Origin of the sequence: Streptomyces sp. IBSBF 2435 (genome assembly GCF_036815005.1) — a bacterium.
GTDB lineage: Bacteria > Actinomycetota > Actinomycetes > Streptomycetales > Streptomycetaceae > Actinacidiphila.
Map to the genome: position 1 here is coordinate 1 of NZ_JAJSYW010000171.1, position 15,563 is coordinate 15,563.

The 15,563-nt window shown below is 74.5% G+C and carries 15 protein-coding genes, 1 pseudogene and 1 riboswitch; of the genes and pseudogenes, 10 read left to right on the top strand and 6 right to left on the bottom strand.

Going from position 1 to position 15,563, the window contains the following annotated elements:
- The 5 genes from V7E46_RS26445 to V7E46_RS26465 all read left to right on the top strand — a co-directional run.
- A partial coding sequence (locus tag V7E46_RS26445; protein WP_333770751.1) for a phosphopantetheine-binding protein occupies positions 1 to 464 on the top strand: 464 nt, incomplete at its 5' end.
- 11 nt (positions 465 to 475) lie between these two features.
- On the top strand, positions 476 to 1,285 hold the full coding sequence (locus V7E46_RS26450; protein ID WP_329180011.1) for a phytanoyl-CoA dioxygenase family protein: 810 nt from the start codon (positions 476 to 478) through the stop codon (positions 1,283 to 1,285).
- Positions 1,286 to 1,342: 57 nt separating this feature from the next.
- Positions 1,343 to 2,440: a zinc-binding dehydrogenase gene (locus tag V7E46_RS26455; RefSeq protein WP_333770752.1), complete on the top strand. Its 1,098-nt coding sequence runs from the start codon at positions 1,343 to 1,345 to the stop codon at positions 2,438 to 2,440.
- A gap of 100 nt (positions 2,441 to 2,540) precedes the next feature.
- A complete protein-coding gene (locus V7E46_RS26460; RefSeq protein ID WP_329180016.1) occupies positions 2,541 to 3,347 on the top strand; it encodes a phytanoyl-CoA dioxygenase family protein in 807 nt (268 codons plus the stop codon).
- 303 nt (positions 3,348 to 3,650) lie between these two features.
- A complete protein-coding gene (locus tag V7E46_RS26465; RefSeq protein ID WP_333770762.1) occupies positions 3,651 to 4,961 on the top strand; it encodes a hypothetical protein in 1,311 nt (436 codons plus the stop codon).
- A gap of 104 nt (positions 4,962 to 5,065) precedes the next feature.
- On the opposite strand, the gene V7E46_RS26470 is transcribed toward V7E46_RS26465, so the two are convergent.
- The gene (locus V7E46_RS26470; protein ID WP_333770753.1) at positions 5,066 to 5,797 is read right to left on the bottom strand and encodes an alpha/beta fold hydrolase; all 732 of its coding nucleotides are present in this window, start codon (positions 5,795 to 5,797) and stop codon (positions 5,066 to 5,068) included.
- A gap of 135 nt (positions 5,798 to 5,932) precedes the next feature.
- Between V7E46_RS26470 and V7E46_RS26475 the strand changes: the two genes are divergently transcribed.
- The 3 genes from V7E46_RS26475 to V7E46_RS26485 all read left to right on the top strand — a co-directional run bounded on the left by V7E46_RS26475 (position 5,933) and on the right by V7E46_RS26485 (position 9,858).
- Positions 5,933 to 6,319: a winged helix-turn-helix transcriptional regulator gene (locus V7E46_RS26475; protein ID WP_333770754.1), complete on the top strand. Its 387-nt coding sequence runs from the start codon at positions 5,933 to 5,935 to the stop codon at positions 6,317 to 6,319.
- Between the two features lie 32 nt (positions 6,320 to 6,351).
- A riboswitch (SAM riboswitch) is annotated at positions 6,352 to 6,461 on the top strand.
- 311 nt (positions 6,462 to 6,772) lie between these two features.
- Entirely contained in the window at positions 6,773 to 7,864 is a 1,092-nt protein-coding gene (locus tag V7E46_RS26480) for an FAD-dependent oxidoreductase (RefSeq protein WP_333770755.1), read from the top strand.
- Positions 7,865 to 8,013: 149 nt separating this feature from the next.
- Positions 8,014 to 9,858: a DUF2264 domain-containing protein gene (locus V7E46_RS26485; protein WP_333770756.1), complete on the top strand. Its 1,845-nt coding sequence runs from the start codon at positions 8,014 to 8,016 to the stop codon at positions 9,856 to 9,858.
- Between the two features lie 4 nt (positions 9,859 to 9,862).
- Here V7E46_RS26485 and V7E46_RS26490 read toward each other — a convergent pair.
- Positions 9,863 to 10,072: pseudogene (locus V7E46_RS26490) on the bottom strand (cupin domain-containing protein); the annotation flags it as partial.
- An 83-nt stretch (positions 10,073 to 10,155) separates the two neighbouring features.
- Here V7E46_RS26490 and V7E46_RS26495 point away from each other — a divergent pair.
- Both V7E46_RS26495 and V7E46_RS26500 read left to right on the top strand, forming a co-directional pair.
- Entirely contained in the window at positions 10,156 to 11,448 is a 1,293-nt protein-coding gene (locus V7E46_RS26495; RefSeq protein WP_333770757.1) for a hypothetical protein, read from the top strand.
- 64 nt (positions 11,449 to 11,512) lie between these two features.
- A complete protein-coding gene (locus V7E46_RS26500; RefSeq protein ID WP_333770758.1) occupies positions 11,513 to 12,127 on the top strand; it encodes a pyridoxamine 5'-phosphate oxidase family protein in 615 nt (204 codons plus the stop codon).
- 32 nt (positions 12,128 to 12,159) lie between these two features.
- On the opposite strand, the gene dapD is transcribed toward V7E46_RS26500, so the two are convergent.
- The 4 genes from dapD to V7E46_RS26520 all read right to left on the bottom strand — a co-directional run bounded on the left by dapD (position 12,160) and on the right by V7E46_RS26520 (position 15,407).
- Positions 12,160 to 13,140 carry a 2,3,4,5-tetrahydropyridine-2,6-dicarboxylate N-succinyltransferase gene (dapD, locus tag V7E46_RS26505; RefSeq protein WP_333770759.1) on the bottom strand — a complete coding sequence of 327 codons (981 nt, stop codon included), beginning with the start codon at positions 13,138 to 13,140 and terminating at the stop codon, positions 12,160 to 12,162.
- 204 nt (positions 13,141 to 13,344) lie between these two features.
- The gene (locus V7E46_RS26510) at positions 13,345 to 14,073 is read right to left on the bottom strand and encodes a phosphatase domain-containing putative toxin (protein ID WP_333770760.1); all 729 of its coding nucleotides are present in this window, start codon (positions 14,071 to 14,073) and stop codon (positions 13,345 to 13,347) included.
- Positions 14,074 to 14,187: 114 nt separating this feature from the next.
- A complete protein-coding gene (locus tag V7E46_RS26515; RefSeq protein ID WP_329180034.1) occupies positions 14,188 to 15,099 on the bottom strand; it encodes a hypothetical protein in 912 nt (303 codons plus the stop codon).
- Complete coding sequence (locus tag V7E46_RS26520) at positions 15,096 to 15,407, bottom strand: PEP-utilizing enzyme (protein WP_333770761.1); 312 nt, start codon at positions 15,405 to 15,407, stop codon at positions 15,096 to 15,098. Before V7E46_RS26520 ends, V7E46_RS26515 begins: the two co-directional genes overlap by 4 nt.
- Positions 15,408 to 15,563: the final 156 nt, after the last annotated feature.

Consider the following 15,563-nt stretch of genomic DNA (forward strand, 5'->3'; position numbering starts at 1 on the left):
CGGTGGGGGTGCGGGGTGTGGTGGCGGGGGTGTTGCCGGAGTACATGGTGCCGGCGGCGGTTGTGGTGGTGGACGGGTTGGTGCTGACGGCGAACGGGAAGGTCGATCGGCGGGCGCTGCCTGTTCCTGATTACGGTGCGGGTGCGGTGGGGGGTGCGCCGGGCAGTGCGCTGGAGGCGGAGTTGTGCGGGTTGTTCGCCGAGGTGCTGGGGGTGGCCGGGGTGGGGGTTCGGGACAGCTTCTTCGATCTGGGCGGGCATTCGCTTTTGGCGACGCGGTTGATCGCGCGTATCCGGTCGCAGCTCGGGCGTGACCTGACCGTCCGCGACCTCTTCGACCACCCCACCGTCCAGGGGCTCGGCCCGCGGCTCACCGAACCCGGATCCCACCGACCGCGCCTGCGCCGTATGCGTCCGGCGGCAGGCGGAAGCGGCACTGAACCCGTATCGAGTGAACGAGAGTGAGAGTCCAGCCCATGCTCAATGAGTCAGAGATCGCCCAGTTCAAGCGCGACGGTGTCCTCGTGCGTCCGAACCTGTTCGCGCCCGACGAGGTGGCGGCGCTGCTCGCCGCCTTCGACCGGGACGCCGGCACCTCGGGTGACCACCGCATCGTCGAGCCCGCGAGCCAGGAGGTGCGCGCCCTGTACGCGTCGCACCGGCGGCAGCCCGAATACGCCTCGCTCGCCCGCTCGCCGAGGCTGGTGGGACCGGCCAGGCAACTGCTGGGGCCGGAGGTCTACCTGTACCAGTTCAAGATCAACGCCAAGCCGGCCCACGGCGGCGACGGCTGGGCGTGGCACCAGGACTACGTCGCCTGGCGGATCGCGGACCGGCTGCGGTCACCCAGCCTGGTCAACGCCGTGCTGTTCCTCGACGACATCACCGAGACCAACGGCCCGATCGCGTTCGTCGCCGGGTCGCACGCGGACGGTTTGATCCGGGACCGGCGCAGCGACCGGCAGCGGTCCAGCCAGCACCTCGACCCCGACGACATAGCCCTCTCCCCGCAGGACCTCGAATCCCTCCTGGACAGGCACGAGTTGGTCACCCCCACCTGCGCCGCGGGGACGGTCGTCCTGTTCCACCCCGAGATCGTGCACGGCTCCTCGCCCAACCTGTCGCCCTTCGCCCGCCGGGTCGCCATCGCCACCTACAACGATGTCCACAACCTGCCGCGCCCCGCGGGGGAGCCCCGCCCCGAGTACCTGGTGTGCCGGGACACCCGCCCCCTGCCCATCGAGGAGGACCGGCCCATAGTGGACAGCGGGGCCGCGGCACGCTGACGCTCCGGCCGCCGTCTTCCGGACCGCCCGGGAGAAAGAGAACAAGGAGGGGAATCTGTGACCACCGCCCGCGCCGTCGTCCTGGAGGACTTCACCGACCCGCCGCACGTCGCCTCGTTCGACGTGCCGCCGCCCACTCCCGGCGGCCTCACCGTGGCCTGCCGATACGCCGGCATCTGCGGGACCGATCTGCACCTGGCCAGCGGCCACCTGGACGTCCCCACACCGCTGGTGCTCGGCCACGAGGGACTGGGCACCGTCCACGCGCTCGGCGACGGCACGGACCGGGACACCGGCGGCGACCCGCTCGCCGTCGGCGACACCGTCATGTGGGCCTCGTCCATCGCCTGCCACACCTGCCACGCCTGCCGGGTCCTGCGCGAGCCGACCCTGTGCACGGCCCGGCAGACCTACGGCGTCAACAGGCCGACCAGCGAGGCGTCCCCGCTGCGCGGGTCCTGGGCGGACTTCATCAGCCTCGAACCGGGCACCACCGTGATCAAGCTGCCGGCCGGGACCGACCCGGTGGCCGCCATGGCCTTCGCGTGCGCGGGCCCGACGATGGTCCACGCGCTCGGGGAGCGCCGCCCGGTGCGGCTCGGGGAGACGGTGGTCGTCCAGGGCAGCGGACCGGTGGGCCTGGCCGCCGCCGCCCTGGCCCAACTCGCGGGAGCGCACGTCATCGTGGTCGGCGGTCCCGCGGCGCGGCTGGCCACCGCCCGCGCCGCCCGCATCGGCGACGAGCACATCGACGTCGTGGAGTCCGGTGACGTCCAGGGAGCGCTGGCGGCGGTGCTCGACCTCACCGAGGGCCGGGGGGCGGACCTGGTCATCGAGTGCGCCGGAGTGCCGGACGCGGTGGAGCAGGGGACGCGGATGGCCCGGCGCGGCGGCTCCTACCTCATCGTCGGCCAGTACACCGACAGCGGCAACACCTCGTTCAACCCGCACCAGATCGTGCACCGGCAACTGGACCTGGTCGGCTCCTGGGCGTTCACCGGCACCCACCTCGCCGAGTACATCCGCCTCCTGCCCGCGCTGACCGAGCGGTTCGGCCTGCGCTCGCTCGTGACCGCCTTCCCGCTGGACGACGTCCGGCACGCGATGCGGAGCGTCCGCGACGGCGCGGTGCTGAAGGCCGTCCTGACACCTTGACCGCTGACGCCCGACGGCCGGGGCCGCCGGCGCCGTGAGCGCCCGCGGGCCGCCGCCCGTCCGGCCCCCGGACCCGTGACCGACGAAAGGAAGACATCCAGTGCTGTCGTCCGCAGACATCGACTTCTACGAGGAGCACGGCTACCTGGTGCTGCCCGGCCAGTTCTCGGCGGCGGAGAGCGAACTCCTCCTCGGCGAGACCCGCCGGCTGTCACAACTCGACATCCCCCAGCGGATACTGGAGAGCGACGGCGAGCAGGTGCGGTCGGTGTACGCCGTCCACCAGCACAGCGACGCCTTCGACCGCTTCACCCGCGATCCGCGCAATCTCGAACCCGCCCGTGAACTGCTCGGCGGGGACGTCTACATCCACCAGACGCAGCTCAACCCCAAGGCCCCCTTCCAGGGCGACGTCTGGGAGTGGCACCAGGACTACCTCTACTGGCAGCGGGACGACGGCATGGCCGAGCCGCGCGCGCTGAACGTCTCGGTCTTCCTCGACGAGGTCACCGAGTTCAACGGTCCGATCTTCGTCATGCCGGGCTCCCACCGGCTGGCCCTGGACGACGAGACGCGTACGCACCAGGACGGCTGGGAGAACACCCTGACGGCGGACATCCGCCACAAGATCACCCCGGACACGCTGAGCCGGCTCGCGGACCGTCTCGGCCTGGTGTCCATCAAGGGCGACCCGGGCACCACGGTCGTCTTCGACGGGCGCCTGCTGCACTGCTCGCCGCCGAACCTGTCGGGCAACCCGCGGTCGGTGATCTTCATCCGCTACAACAGCGTGGACAACCCGCTGCGCGAGGTGCCCGCACCGCGGCCGGAGTGGCTGGCCTCCCGCGACCCCCGTCCGCTCGGGGCGCTGTCCCACCCGTTCGCCGACGCCGACGCGGCCGGCTGACCCGGGGGACGGCCGCGCGCCGGGCGGGTCCGCCGGCCCCGCGCGTCCCGGCGGTGACGCGGAGGCCCGCCGCGCGACCGCGGTTCCTCCAGCGGCCTTCGGCTGTTCGCCGTCCGTACGGCGGATGTGCGTCCCGCGTTGGCGCCGTGGGCCGAACCTTCTCCAGGCGTCCCGCTGTTGGAGCCGGACGTGCCGAGCCGACGAAAGGCACCCACGTTGCGCGCTCACGGTTCTTTGTCCGCACGGGTCACCGGTCTGTCCGCCTTCACCGCCAGTGCCGCGCTGGTGGTGGCCGCGGCGGGGATGGCCGCTCCCGCCCACGCGGCCGGTTACGGGACGCCCACCCTCACGCTGTCCGCGTCGTACCTGTCGGGCGCGGTCGGCGCCACCGGGGACCCGACGGTGACGGTGGCCGTCGCGCAGAGCGGGGCCGACGCCTCGGCGCTGACCGTGGCGGCGTCCAAGAGCAGCAAGACGTCGGTCGCCGACACCGGCGACGTCGCGGTGAGCGGCAGCGGCGGCACCCGTACGCTCGCGGTCACCGCGCACACCCGCGGCTACACCGACCTGACCGTCAAGGTCACCGGGCTCGGCGGCAAGACCGCCACCAAGACGCTGCACTACGCGGCCTCGCCCGCCGTGCAGTTCGCCGTACAGACCCGCTACCTGACCGGCGCCAGCGACGCGTCGGCCGCGGTGGACGTCGGCGGCGGCTACACCGTGGTCGCCAACGACGAGGACAACACCCTGCGGCTCTACAACGGTGCCGTCTCCGGCGCGCCGGTGAAGACCTGGGACCTGGACTCCGCACTCGACGCCGACAAGGAGGTCGACATCGAGGCGGGCACCCGGGTCGGCAACACCATCTACTGGACCGGCTCGCTCGGCAACAACAAGGACGGCGAGTACAAGGCCGACCGCAACACCGTCTTCACCACCACCGTCTCCGGCTCCGGCGCGTCCACCGCGCTGACCTTCGGCAAGGCCTACCACAAGCTGCGCGACGACCTGGTGGCCTGGGACAAGGCCAACGGCAACCGCTACGGCTTCGCGGCGGGCACCAAGGACGGCGAGATCCCCAAGGAGATCGACGGATTCAACGTCGAGGGCCTGGAATTCGCCCCCGGCTCCACCACCACCGCCTACATCGGCTTCCGCGCCCCCCTGACGCCGGCCCGGACCGGCGGCAAGGCGCTGATCGTGCCGGTCACCAACATGGACAAGGTCGTCACCGGCACCAAGGCCGCCTTCGGTACCCCGATCGAGCTGGACCTCGGCGGCCTGTCCATCCGCGACCTCCGCAAGAACGCCGCCGACCAGTATCTGATCGTGGCCGGTTCCTGGGCCGCGGACGACAACAGCGACCCGTACGCCCTCTACTCCTGGGACGGCGTCGCGGGCCACGCGCCGGTCAGGAAGCTCGACCTGCCGACCACCGACGCGGGCGGCTGGGAGGCCGCGGTCACCGTGCCCGATCTGAACCAGGCCGGCGCGCAGGTGCAGCTGATCACCGACGACGGCGACGCCGACCTCTACGGCGACGGCACCCAGGCCAAGGACCTCGACCACCCCGAGTGGCAGAAGTCCCGCGCCACCTGGTTCACGGTGAACTGACCGCCCCCGGGATCCCGTTCCGCCCCCCGCCGCCGAACCCGGCGGCGGAGGGCGCGCCCTGGCGGAGCCGCCCCCCAAGGCCGCCGCCTCGCCGTACGCGCGGGTCAGGGTATTTGCAGCAGGTCGCTGAGGGCGGCGGGCCTGACGATCATGCAGTCGTGACCGCTCTCCAGTTCGTGGACGCGCGACGGCTCGCCGTTGGGCTGGGCCGCCGGGACCGGCCGCCGGGTGACGCCCGCGGGCACGTTGCCGACGCAGAGGATGTGGGACCGGGGGATCAGGGCCGCCGCGGGGCTGTCCATCTCGACCGGCTGCCGGAAGCACAGCACCGACTCGTCGGTGAGCGTGCTCCTCAGCCACGCGGTGTCGCCGGGGTCGGTGACGCCGAACAGGCCGAGCGGGGCGGGGTGCTCCGGCAGCGGCGGAATGCGCCAGGGCTCGGCGGTGGCGGCGGCGCCGTCGATCAGCGCCTGCGTCAGCGGCATGACGTCGATGGCGTTCTCGCCGTGCACCGGCACCATCGCGTCGACGTACACCAGACGCGAGACGCGCTCCGGGATCCGGTTCGCCACGCCGGAGATGACCATTCCCGCGTAGCTGTGCCCGACGAGCACGACCTCGCCCAGGTCCTGTTCGAGGACGAGGCCGGCGATGTCGTCGACGTGGGTGGTGAGCCCGACCTCGGGGCCGAGCAGGTGCGCGGTGCTCCCGCGGCCGGTGAGGTCGGGTGCGTGGACCCGGTGGCCCCGGGCGGTGAGCAGCGCGGCGACGCGCTCCCAGGACCGTCCGTCGTGCCAGGCACCGTGGACGAGGACGTAGGTGGTCGGGCTGGGCATGGGTGTGCCTCCGTGGAGCGGACGTGGATCTGCCGACAGGCGAAGGGCGGGCCGGGAACGCGGGGGTCCGGCCGGTTCGCCGCGTACCGTCGACAGTAGGGATCCGACAGGTACCTCTCGGTACCCTTCGGATCCATGAGCCTCCGCCCAGGAACCGTCTTCCTCGCCGACTGCCCCGCCCGGCTGGCCATCGAGGTCATCGCCAGCAAATGGGCCGTGGTCACCCTGTTCGCCCTGAGCGACGGCCCGCTGCGGCACGGCGAACTGGCCGAGCTGATCGGCGGCGTCTCCCGCAAGGTCCTCACCCAGACGCTGCGCCGCCTCCAGGCCAGCGGACTCGTCGAACGGCGCGCCTACCGCGAAGCGCCGCCGCGCGTCGAATACCGCCTGACCGAGCTGGGCGGCACGCTCACGGAGCCCATCTCGGCCCTGACCGCCTGGGCGAGATCCCACGGCGAGGCGATCGCCACCTTCCACGAGCGGGCGGGCGGGTCCGCTCCCGGGCCGGCCGGAGGGCGTTGACGTGCGGCGCCGGTGATCGTACTGTTTTTGACGGCATCGAGTGTCAGCGTCAAGCCCTGGCTTGCTGACCGGCAACCCTCCACCGCGGCGGGGTGCTCCAGGTGAAAGCCCGGCAGGGTCACCGACCCGGCAAGCGCGGCATCCCGCACCCTGGGCGGGCGCGTGCCCGCCGGTCCGAGCGTCCCCGCTGTCCGGATCGAGGGGCGAACATCGTATGAGCATCCCCGGCATCTCCTCGTTGGCCTTTCTCACCCCCGCGGACACCGGACCGGCGTCCGTCCCGGCCTGACCCGGAGGACCAGGAGAGCCGGGGGACACGACACCCGACCGCGAGAACCCGACCGCGAGAACCGGTGACCCGGAGAACCGGGACCCCGGGGAGACGACCGGGGGCGGCCCCGACCGGCGGCCGGAACACCGGACCAGCGCACAGCGAAAGGCAGGCACATCGTCATGGCACGCCGAGTGGTGGTCGTCGGGGGCGGGGTGATGGGCTCCTCAGCAGCCTGGCACCTGGCGTCCCGGGGCGACGAGGTCGTCCTGCTGGAGCAGTTCACGCCGGGACACGACCGGGGCAGCTCGTACGGCAGCTCCCGGATCTTCCGGCTGGCCTACGCCGACCCCTTCTACGTCGGCCTGGCGGTGCGGGCGCTGCCGCTGTGGCAGCGGCTGGAGGAGGAGGCCGAGGCGGAGGTGCTGACGCTGAACGGCGTGGTCGACCACGGCCCCGCCGCGACCGTCCGCCGGTTGGAGGACGTCCTGGGCGCGGCGGGCCGTCCGACCCTCGCGCTGACGCCCGCCGAGGTGGCCGAGCGGTGGCCGGGGCTGCGGGCCGACACCGCGGCGCTGTTCCACCCGGAAGCCGGCCGACTACACGCCGACCGGGCCGTCGCCGCCTTCCAGACCGCCGCCCGCAAGCGCGGCGCGCAGGTCAGGCACGGGGTGAAGGTCGCCCGGGTGACCGTCCGCGGTACGGGCGCCGACGTCGTCACCGCCGAGGAGGAGGTCATCGCCGCGGACGCCGTGGTGGTCGCCGTCGGCGGCTGGACGCCGCAGTTCCCGGCCCCGGGCAACGAGGGGCTGCCCGCGCTGCGGGTCACCGCGGAGCAGCCCGCCCACTTCCCGGCAGCGGACGCGCTGGAGTGGCCGAGCTTCATCCACCACGGCGGGGCCGGGCTGCCCGAGGGGTCCGGGATCTACGGGCTGGGCAGCGTCGACGGCGTGAAGGCCGGCTTCCACGGCATCGGCCCGGTGGTGGACCCGGAGCGGGACGAGCGCGTCATCGACCCGGTGGTGCTGCGGAACCTCCAGGAGTACGCGGAGCGCTGGCTGCCCGGCGCGGACCATGCGCACCCGACCACGAAGACCTGCCTCTACACGACGACCCCCGACCACGACTTCGTCATCGACCGCAGCGGACCGTGCACCGTACTGGCCGGGTTCTCCGGTCACGGCTTCAAGTTCGCGTCGGCGGTCGGGGAGCTGGCCGCCGACCTGGTGGCGGGACGGCCGGGCCCCGACCGGTTCGCCAGGACCCGCTTCTGACCGCGCCCGGGCCCGGGCGGGGTGGCGAGCGGTGGCGGTGACGTGTCCGGCCCGCCCGGCGCGGGCACCGCCGTTGACGGCGCCGCACGCGGTTGCGAAAGTTGTCGCAACATCGGTCGCGTCGACGTCGTCCCGGAGGGCGGTTCCCCATGGTGAGCGGTACGCACAGCGCATCGGCCCGCGACGAACTGGCCTCGTACGCCATCGGGCTGGCCGACGCGCTGCCGCCGTACGCCAGCCCCGGCGGGGCCCGGATCCGGCTCGGCGTCAACATCGCGCACCACGACGACACCGCCGCCGACCTGGAGGGATACGCCCGGCCGCTGTGGGGCCTGGCCCCGCTGGCGGCCGGCGGCGGCGCCTTCGCGCACTGGGACCTGTGGGCCCGGGGCCTGGCGGCCGGCACCGACCCCGGGCACCCCGAATACTGGGGCGCCCCCGAGGACATCGACCAGCGCACCGTGGAGTCCGCCGCCCTCGGCTTCGCCCTGGCCCTGGCGCCCGACAAGATCTGGGACCCGCTCACCGGCACGGAAAAGGACCGGGCCGGCGCCTGGCTGGCCCGCTTCCTCCACGCCCGCACCCCGGAGAACAACTGGAACTTCTTCCCCGTCATGGTCTCCCTCGGCCTCGACCGGGTCGGCTACGCCCACGACCGCGACGCCCGGCACGCCCGCCTGGACCGGCTGGAGACCTACGCGCTCGCCGACGGCTGGTACCGCGACGGCCGCACCGAGCAGCGCGACTACTACATCCCGTGGGCCATGCACTTCTACGGCCTGGTCTACGCCGCCCTCGCCGGCGACGAGGACCCCGCGCGCGCGGCCCGCTTCCGGGAGCGGGCCGGCGACTTCGCGCTCGGCTTCCGGCACTGGTTCGCCGCCGACGGCTCCGCGGTGCCGTACGGGCGCAGCCTCGTCTACCGCTTCGCCCAGGGCTCCTTCTGGGGCGCGCTCGGCTACGCCGGGGTCGACACGCTGCCCGCGGGCGAGGTCAAGGGGCTGCTGATGCGGCACGTGCGCTGGTGGCGCGAGCGGTCCGCGGCGACCTCGCCCGGCGGCCTGCTGAGCATCGGCTACGGCTATCCGCAGCCGGGCGTCGCCGAGCAGTACAACGGCCCCGCGTCGCCGTACTGGGCGATGAAGGCCTTCCTGCCGCTGGCGCTGCCCGGGGGGCACCCCTTCTGGACGGCGCCCGAGCAGCCGCTGCCCGACCTGCCCGACACCCTCGTGCAGCCGCCCGCGGGGGCCGTGCTGCTGCGCTCCGGCGGTGACGTCACCCTGCTCAGCGGGCGCCAGCACAACACCTGGGCGCGGGGCGGTCCGGCGAAGTACGCGAAATTCGCCTACTCCACCCGCTTCGGTTTCAGCCTGCCCGCCGGTGAACTCGGCCTGGTCCACGGGGCGTACGACTCGACGCTCGCCCTCAGCGACGACGAGGGCGAGCCGGTGCACTTCCGGGTGCGCGAGACCAGCGAGGACCCCGCCGCGACGGGCTCCACCGGCACGGGCTCCAACGGCTCCGCGGACGGCGGCGGGATCGAGGAGGCCGGCACCGTCCGCAGCACCTGGCGGCCGTGGGCCGACGTGGAGATCACCACGTGGCTGACCGCCGCCGCGCCCTGGCACCTGCGCACCCACCGCATCCGCACCGGGCGGGCGCTGCACACCGCCGAGGGCGGCTTCGCCGTCGACCGCGACGGCGGCCTGGCCGCCCGGGAGGAGGACACGGGGCGGGCGCTGGCCGTCAGCGCCGGCGGCGACCTCAGCGGACTGCGGGATCTGGCGGCCCCCGGCCCCGGGAGCGGCGCGGCGCGGGAAGGGCGCGTGATCGACCTGCTGCCCGGCACCAACGTGCTGGCCCGCCGCACCGCCCTGCCGACCCTGCTGACCCGCCTCCCGCCCGGCGAGCACTGGCTGCGCTGCGCCGTCCTCGGCGCGGGCCCGGCGGGGGCGGCCGGCTGGCAGGACGCCCCGCCGGCGCCCCGGTACTGACCGCTCAGGCGTCCAGCGGGTGCCCGGTCGTGTCGTCCACATGGGCGGGGATCTCGTCGTGGCGGTCGCCGACCGTCAGGGTGCCGGTCGGCTCGGGGACCAGGACCGACGCGCCCGACGGCGACGACGGCCGGTGCCCGGTCCCGCGGGGGACGGTGAAGACCGAACCCCGGGGGAGCAGCACCGCACGCTCGGCCGCCGCGTCCGGCAGAGCGCCTTCGGGCCCGCGCAGGCCGCTCCCGGCCCAGGCGCGGCGGCGGATTGCGCGGCGGCGCCCCGGCGCGGCAAGGTGGCCGGATGAGCGGTGCGGGGGAGGCGCGGCGGCGCGCGTCGGAGGCGCACGGGGCCGCGACAGGGGTACGCCAGCGCATCGCCGTGCTGCTGCCCGTGGCGCTCGCGGCGGATCCGCCGTGGGCGGCGGGGCCGCTGCCGTTCGAGGTCGGTCCGCGGGTCGCCGACGCCGACGGCAGGCGGGGGCTGTTCACCTCCGCCGCCGCGCGGGCGCTGTACGACCGCCGGTGGCATCTGCGGATGTCGCGGGCGGAAGGGCCGCTGCGGCTCGACGGCATGGAGCTGCTGCGTACCCCCACCGCCAGGTCGCCGGAACGCGCCCTGGCCGTGCTGCACTTCACCGTCGCCGACGGCACACCGGTGCTGCCGCTGCTGCGGGCCGTCAGCCACCGGCGGCAGGCCGGGCCCGACCCGCTCGGCGGGGCCATGGCGCCGGCCGCGCTGCTCGACGGCGTCGCCGACACCGCCGCGCCCGCGGGCCCTTTCGCCCTCTCGCGGCCCTACACCGTGACCTTCCTGACCCCGGGGCCCGCTCTCGGCCCGCTCGCGCTGCGGGACCCGGACACCGGCGAACTCCCGGCCGGGGCCGATGACTTCCTGCGCTCGCTGGCGTCCCGCTCGGTGCCCGACGACCTCCCGCTCGCCCCGGAGGCGCTGCCGGAACTGCGGGCCGCGGTCCGGCGGATATCGGCGGACTGGAGCGCGCTCGTGCTCCGCCAGGGCGCCGCCTTCCTCGGCCACCGGCCCGACACCGGCGCCGGCGACTTCTACGACTGGGCCGAGTACAACGCCCGTACGGTCTACCTCGACGCGCTGCTGCTCGGCACCGCCCAGCGCGACCGCATCGACGAACTCACCGACGACCTGTCCGCGGTCTTCGAGGGCCCGGGCCTGGCCCGCAGGGTCGCCGCCCTCGAACAGCACATCGCGCTCTTCCGCAGCACCTTGTGGCGCCAGCACCTCAGCGCCCACGGCCCGGCCAACGACCTGCTCGTCGCCTTCCAGGCCAAGCACCGGCTGCCCGAGCGCTTCGAGCAGATCCTCGCGGAGGCCGCGGACTACGCGCGGCTCGTACAGACCCAGGAGAGCCAGCAGATCGCTGGCGCGCTCGGCGTACTGACCGTGCTCGGGCTGCCGCTCGGCACCGCCCTGTCCGTCCTCCAGGTGCTCGGCGACTCCCACCCCTGGCACCTGGCCCTCGCGCTGGGCGCCTCGCTCGCCGCGACCGCCGCCGCGCTCACCACCCGCTACGGCCGCCTCGTGGTGTCCTCGCTGCGCGGCGGCGCACGGCGCCGCTGAGGGCGCACGGTCCGGCCGCGGAGGACCGGGAGTAGGCTCAAGCCGAGGTCACGGGGGGTACGGGATGCGGGAAGTCACCGGCGAGGCCGAACTGCGGGAACTGATCGGGGAGCCGACCGCCCGTGTCGCGGGCAAGGTGCGGCGCGAACTGGACGCGCTGGACCGGGCGTGGCTGGCGGCCACGCCTTTCCTGCTGATGGCCACCTCGGCGGCGGACGGTTCGTGCGACGTGTCGCCCAAGGGCGACCCCGCCGGCTTTACGCTGGTGCTGGACGAGCGGACGATCGCGGTGCCGGAACGGCCGGGCAACCGCAGAGCCGACGGTTTCCGCAACATCCTCGGCAATCCGCACGTCGGGCTGATCTTCCTGATCCCCGGGCGCGGCGACACGCTGCGGATCAACGGGCGGGCCCGGCTGGTGCGGGAGGCGGACTTCTTCGACCGTATGACCGTCGAGGGCCACCGGCCGCCGCTGGCGGTGCTGGTGGACATCGACGAGGTCTTCTACCACTGCTCGAAGGCGTTCCTGCGCAGCGCGCTGTGGAAGCCGGAGCGCTGGCAGCCGGACGCGGCTCCGTCCCGGGCGCGGATCGCGCAGGGGCAGGAGCGCCAGGACCAGGATCTCGCGGAGCTGGAGGCGTACTACGGCCCCGGTTACGGCCAGGATCTCTACAGCTGACCTCGACCGGGGCCGTACGTACGGCGGTCCGGTCAGTTGTGGCTGTGCAGGGCCGCGTTCAGGCCGCCCCACGAGCCGGTGCGCTGGAGGACCTCCACCTTGCCGGTGGTGGAGTTGCGGCGGAAGAGCAGGTTGTCGGCGCCGGACAGTTCGACGGCCTTGACGATCTGACCGTCGGGCAGCGTCACCCGGGTGCCGGCGGTGACGTAGAGGCCGGCCTCCACGACGCAGTCGTTGCCGAGCGCGATCCCCAGGCCCGACTCGGCGCCGAGCAGGCAGCGTTCGCCGACCGAGACGATCTGGCTGCCGCCGCCGGACAGCGTGCCCATGATGGACGCGCCGCCGCCGATGTCGGAGCCGTCGCCGATCACCACGCCCTGCGAGATGCGGCCCTCGACCATGGAGGTGCCCAGCGTGCCGGCGTTGAAGTTGCAGAAGCCCTCGTGCATCACGGTGGTGCCCTCGGCGAGGTGCGCGCCGAGCCGGACGCGGCCCGCGTCGGCGATACGGACCCCTGCCGGGGCGACGTAGTCCGTCATCCGGGGGAATTTGTCGACACCGTGGACAGCCAGGTGCAGGCCCTCGGCGCGGGCCGCGAGGCGGGCGGCGCCGAGATTGGCCACCGGGACCGGGCCGATCGAGGTCCAGGCGACGTTCGCCAGCACGCCGAACAGGCCTTCCAGATTCTGCTCGTTCGGGCGGACCAGGCGGTGGCTGAGCAGGTGCAGCCGCAGATACGCGTCGTGCGCGTCGAGCGGCTTGTCGTCGGTGGACGCGATGGCGGTACGGACGGCGACCACCTCGACACCGCGGCGCGGGTCGGGACCCAGCACGGCCGGGGCCGCGCTCCCCAGGGCCTGCGCGGCCTCCTCGGCGGTCAGCCGCGCGGTGCCCGCGGGGCCCGGCTCCGCGGCGAGCTGCGGGGCGGGGTACCAGGTGTCGAGCACGGTGCCGTCGTCGGCGACGGTCGCAAGTCCGACGCCGATGGCGCCGGAGGCACGGGAGTCATTCATACGCATGACGCTAACGCGTCCCCGCGCGCCCCGCGCACCCGGCCCGCCGCGGCGGCGCGCGGGGCCTGGCCGCCGCGGGAACGGCGTTCGTTCCCGGTGGACGGCCCGCTCGCCCCCGAGCCCTTCCCGCCGGGCGGCCCGCTCGCGTCCGCGAGCCTTCCCCGGCGCCGGCGGACCGCCGCGGGCCGGGGAGCCGGCCGGTCGCTACAGGGAGGCCTTGATGCGGCGGGGGGCGTCGAGGAGCCGGCTGAGGCCGCGGACCAGGGCGGGGGGCTGGTCGCTGTCGTCGGCGGAGACGTGGAGCACGTAGTAGACCTGCTCGATGGACGGCGGTCCGACCGCCAGGATCCGCAGGGCTGCCTGGTGGGCGGTCGCCTGGCCGGTGCGTACGAGGTAGGCGGCGGCCATCGAGCCGGTGCGGCCGACGCCGGCGCCGCAGTGGACGAACACCGGGCCCGGCGAGCGGCGGACGACGGCGACGAAGTCGGCGACCTGCTTCTCTGTGGGGGTCTGGCCGTCGCGGATCGGCAGCCGGACCGCGGTGAGGCCCGCCTGCGCGGGGCGCGACAGCTCCGCGGCCGACAGGTCCTCGGCCCGCAGGTCGACCACGGTGCGCACGCCCTGCCGGGCGAGTTCGCGGTAGCCGGCCGCCGTGGGCGCCGACCCGCGCCAGACCTTGGTGTCGACCTGGAGGTAGTGGTGGATGCCCGCCGCGGTGTGCCGGCCGCCCGAGGAGTCGTGCCGGGCCCAGCCGGACAGCGCGAGCATGCCGCCGGCCGAGCCGGCCCACAGCACGCCGTATCCGAGCAGGCAGCAGACCAGGGACCGGGAGAGCTGGCCGAGGAGTCGGCGGCCGGTGACGGGCGGGCGGCTGACCGGGAGGAGGTCGGACGCGCGCAGGACGGCAGTGGGGGCCGGTGAGGGGGACGACAAGCGCTGTTCACCACCTGGGCGTGAGCCGGGGACGGGGGCGCCGCGGCCTTCTGCACGCGGCGGCCGTCCCAGCAGACTACCTGTCAGCGCCGGGCGCCCGGCCCGCCGGAGCCGTCAGTGGGCGCGGTCGGCGTTCCCGTCGCCCAGCACGGTCGCGGTCGCCCGGTTGGCCATCGCGTCCGAGAGGCAGCCGCGCAGCCGCATCATGTCGTGCGAACTGAGCGCCGGGCGGACCACGGCAGCGTAGACCGCGCCGGAGAGCCTGCCCAGGCTCGCCGCCGGATTGTCGACGGCCGTCGAGCGGCGGCAGCTCTCCCACAGGTCCTGCGCGGCGAGTTGGCGGGCGGTGTCATCGCTGGTGCCGTGCACCTCGATCTGGAAGACGACGATGCTGGCGGCGGCGTTCGGCCGGGACTCGGCGCGGGTCTCGGTGGCGTCGGACAGCGCTCGGACGCCGAAGACCAGCAGCGCCACAGCGGCCACCGCGCCGAAGGAGGCGGCCACGGCCCGCAGCGGCCGGGCCCGCGGGACGGCCGGACGGTCCTCCAGCTGCGGCAGCGGCCCGCGGACGCCGCCCGCCGGGGCGGCCAGCGGGGCCAGCCGGCCGGCGAGGCGGCGTTCGGCGCCGGGGCGGGCGGTGACCGCGGCGATCCGCTGGATCACCCAGGCCAGGCCCGACAGCGCCGCGCCGGTCACCATCAGCACCGGGACGAAGACGAAGGTGCGGCCGGCGCCGTCCCGCGGATCGCCGCCGAGCCAGCGGAAGGCGTGCACCGACTGCTCCTCGCGGGAGTGCTCCAGCCGCCGCCTGATCTCCTCGACGCGCGTGTCGGCCTCGGTGAGCCGCTGTTCGATGCGGCCCATCCGGCCGAGCATCACCACCAGGACCAGGAAGCCCTCGACGGCGAGCAGCAGCACACCGCAGACGATGGCGCGCTGCCACTCCCAGCGGTAGAGGTAGATCACCAGGTAGACGGCGGCGGCCACCAGGCACAGGCCGCCGAAGAGGTAGCTGATGTACTTCATGCCGCTGCCTCCTTGCCGGCGGCGGTCATCGCCCCGGGCTGCTCCTGTGCGGCCGGCCCCGCGGGCCGCTCACCGGGCGCGGCCGGCGCCGCGACCTGCTCGACGGCGCCCGTGCCGCCGTCCACCCGCAGCCGGGTGCCGGGCGGGAAGCGGTCCGGCGCGCCGGGCACCCCGACGACGGTGGGCACCCCGTACTCGCGGGCCAGCACGGCCAGATGGGACAGCACGCTGCCGGTCTCGGCCACCATGCCGGACAGCTCGGGCAGCAGCGGCGCGAGCGCGGGGGACAGCGACCGTACGACGAGCACCGCGCCTGGCGGCCGGTCGCCCTCGCCGTGCCAGGCGGTCCCGGTGCCCTGGCCGCCGCCGGGGGCCCGGGGCCCGGGGGGGGGGGGGGGGGGGCCCGCCCCACGGCTTCCGCACGACACAATGGCCCCATGACGGATGCCCTCGCAGACCCGCAC

Excerpts from the sequence above, each read along its gene's own strand:
- V7E46_RS26515 (WP_329180034.1), bottom strand. The coding sequence starts at position 15,099 with ATGAAGTACATCAGCTACCTCTTCGGCGGCCTGTGCCTGGTGGCCGCC.
- V7E46_RS26470 (WP_333770753.1), bottom strand. The coding sequence starts at position 5,797 with ATGCCCAGCCCGACCACCTACGTCCTCGTCCACGGTGCCTGGCACGAC.
- V7E46_RS26485 (WP_333770756.1), top strand. The coding sequence starts at position 8,014 with ATGGTGAGCGGTACGCACAGCGCATCGGCCCGCGACGAACTGGCCTCG.
- dapD (WP_333770759.1), bottom strand. The coding sequence starts at position 13,140 with ATGAATGACTCCCGTGCCTCCGGCGCCATCGGCGTCGGACTTGCGACC.
- V7E46_RS26495 (WP_333770757.1), top strand. The coding sequence starts at position 10,156 with ATGAGCGGTGCGGGGGAGGCGCGGCGGCGCGCGTCGGAGGCGCACGGG.
- V7E46_RS26450 (WP_329180011.1), top strand. The coding sequence starts at position 476 with ATGCTCAATGAGTCAGAGATCGCCCAGTTCAAGCGCGACGGTGTCCTC.
- V7E46_RS26475 (WP_333770754.1), top strand. The coding sequence starts at position 5,933 with ATGAGCCTCCGCCCAGGAACCGTCTTCCTCGCCGACTGCCCCGCCCGG.
- V7E46_RS26465 (WP_333770762.1), top strand. The coding sequence starts at position 3,651 with ATGGCCGCTCCCGCCCACGCGGCCGGTTACGGGACGCCCACCCTCACG.
- V7E46_RS26500 (WP_333770758.1), top strand. The coding sequence starts at position 11,513 with ATGCGGGAAGTCACCGGCGAGGCCGAACTGCGGGAACTGATCGGGGAG.
- V7E46_RS26480 (WP_333770755.1), top strand. The coding sequence starts at position 6,773 with ATGGCACGCCGAGTGGTGGTCGTCGGGGGCGGGGTGATGGGCTCCTCA.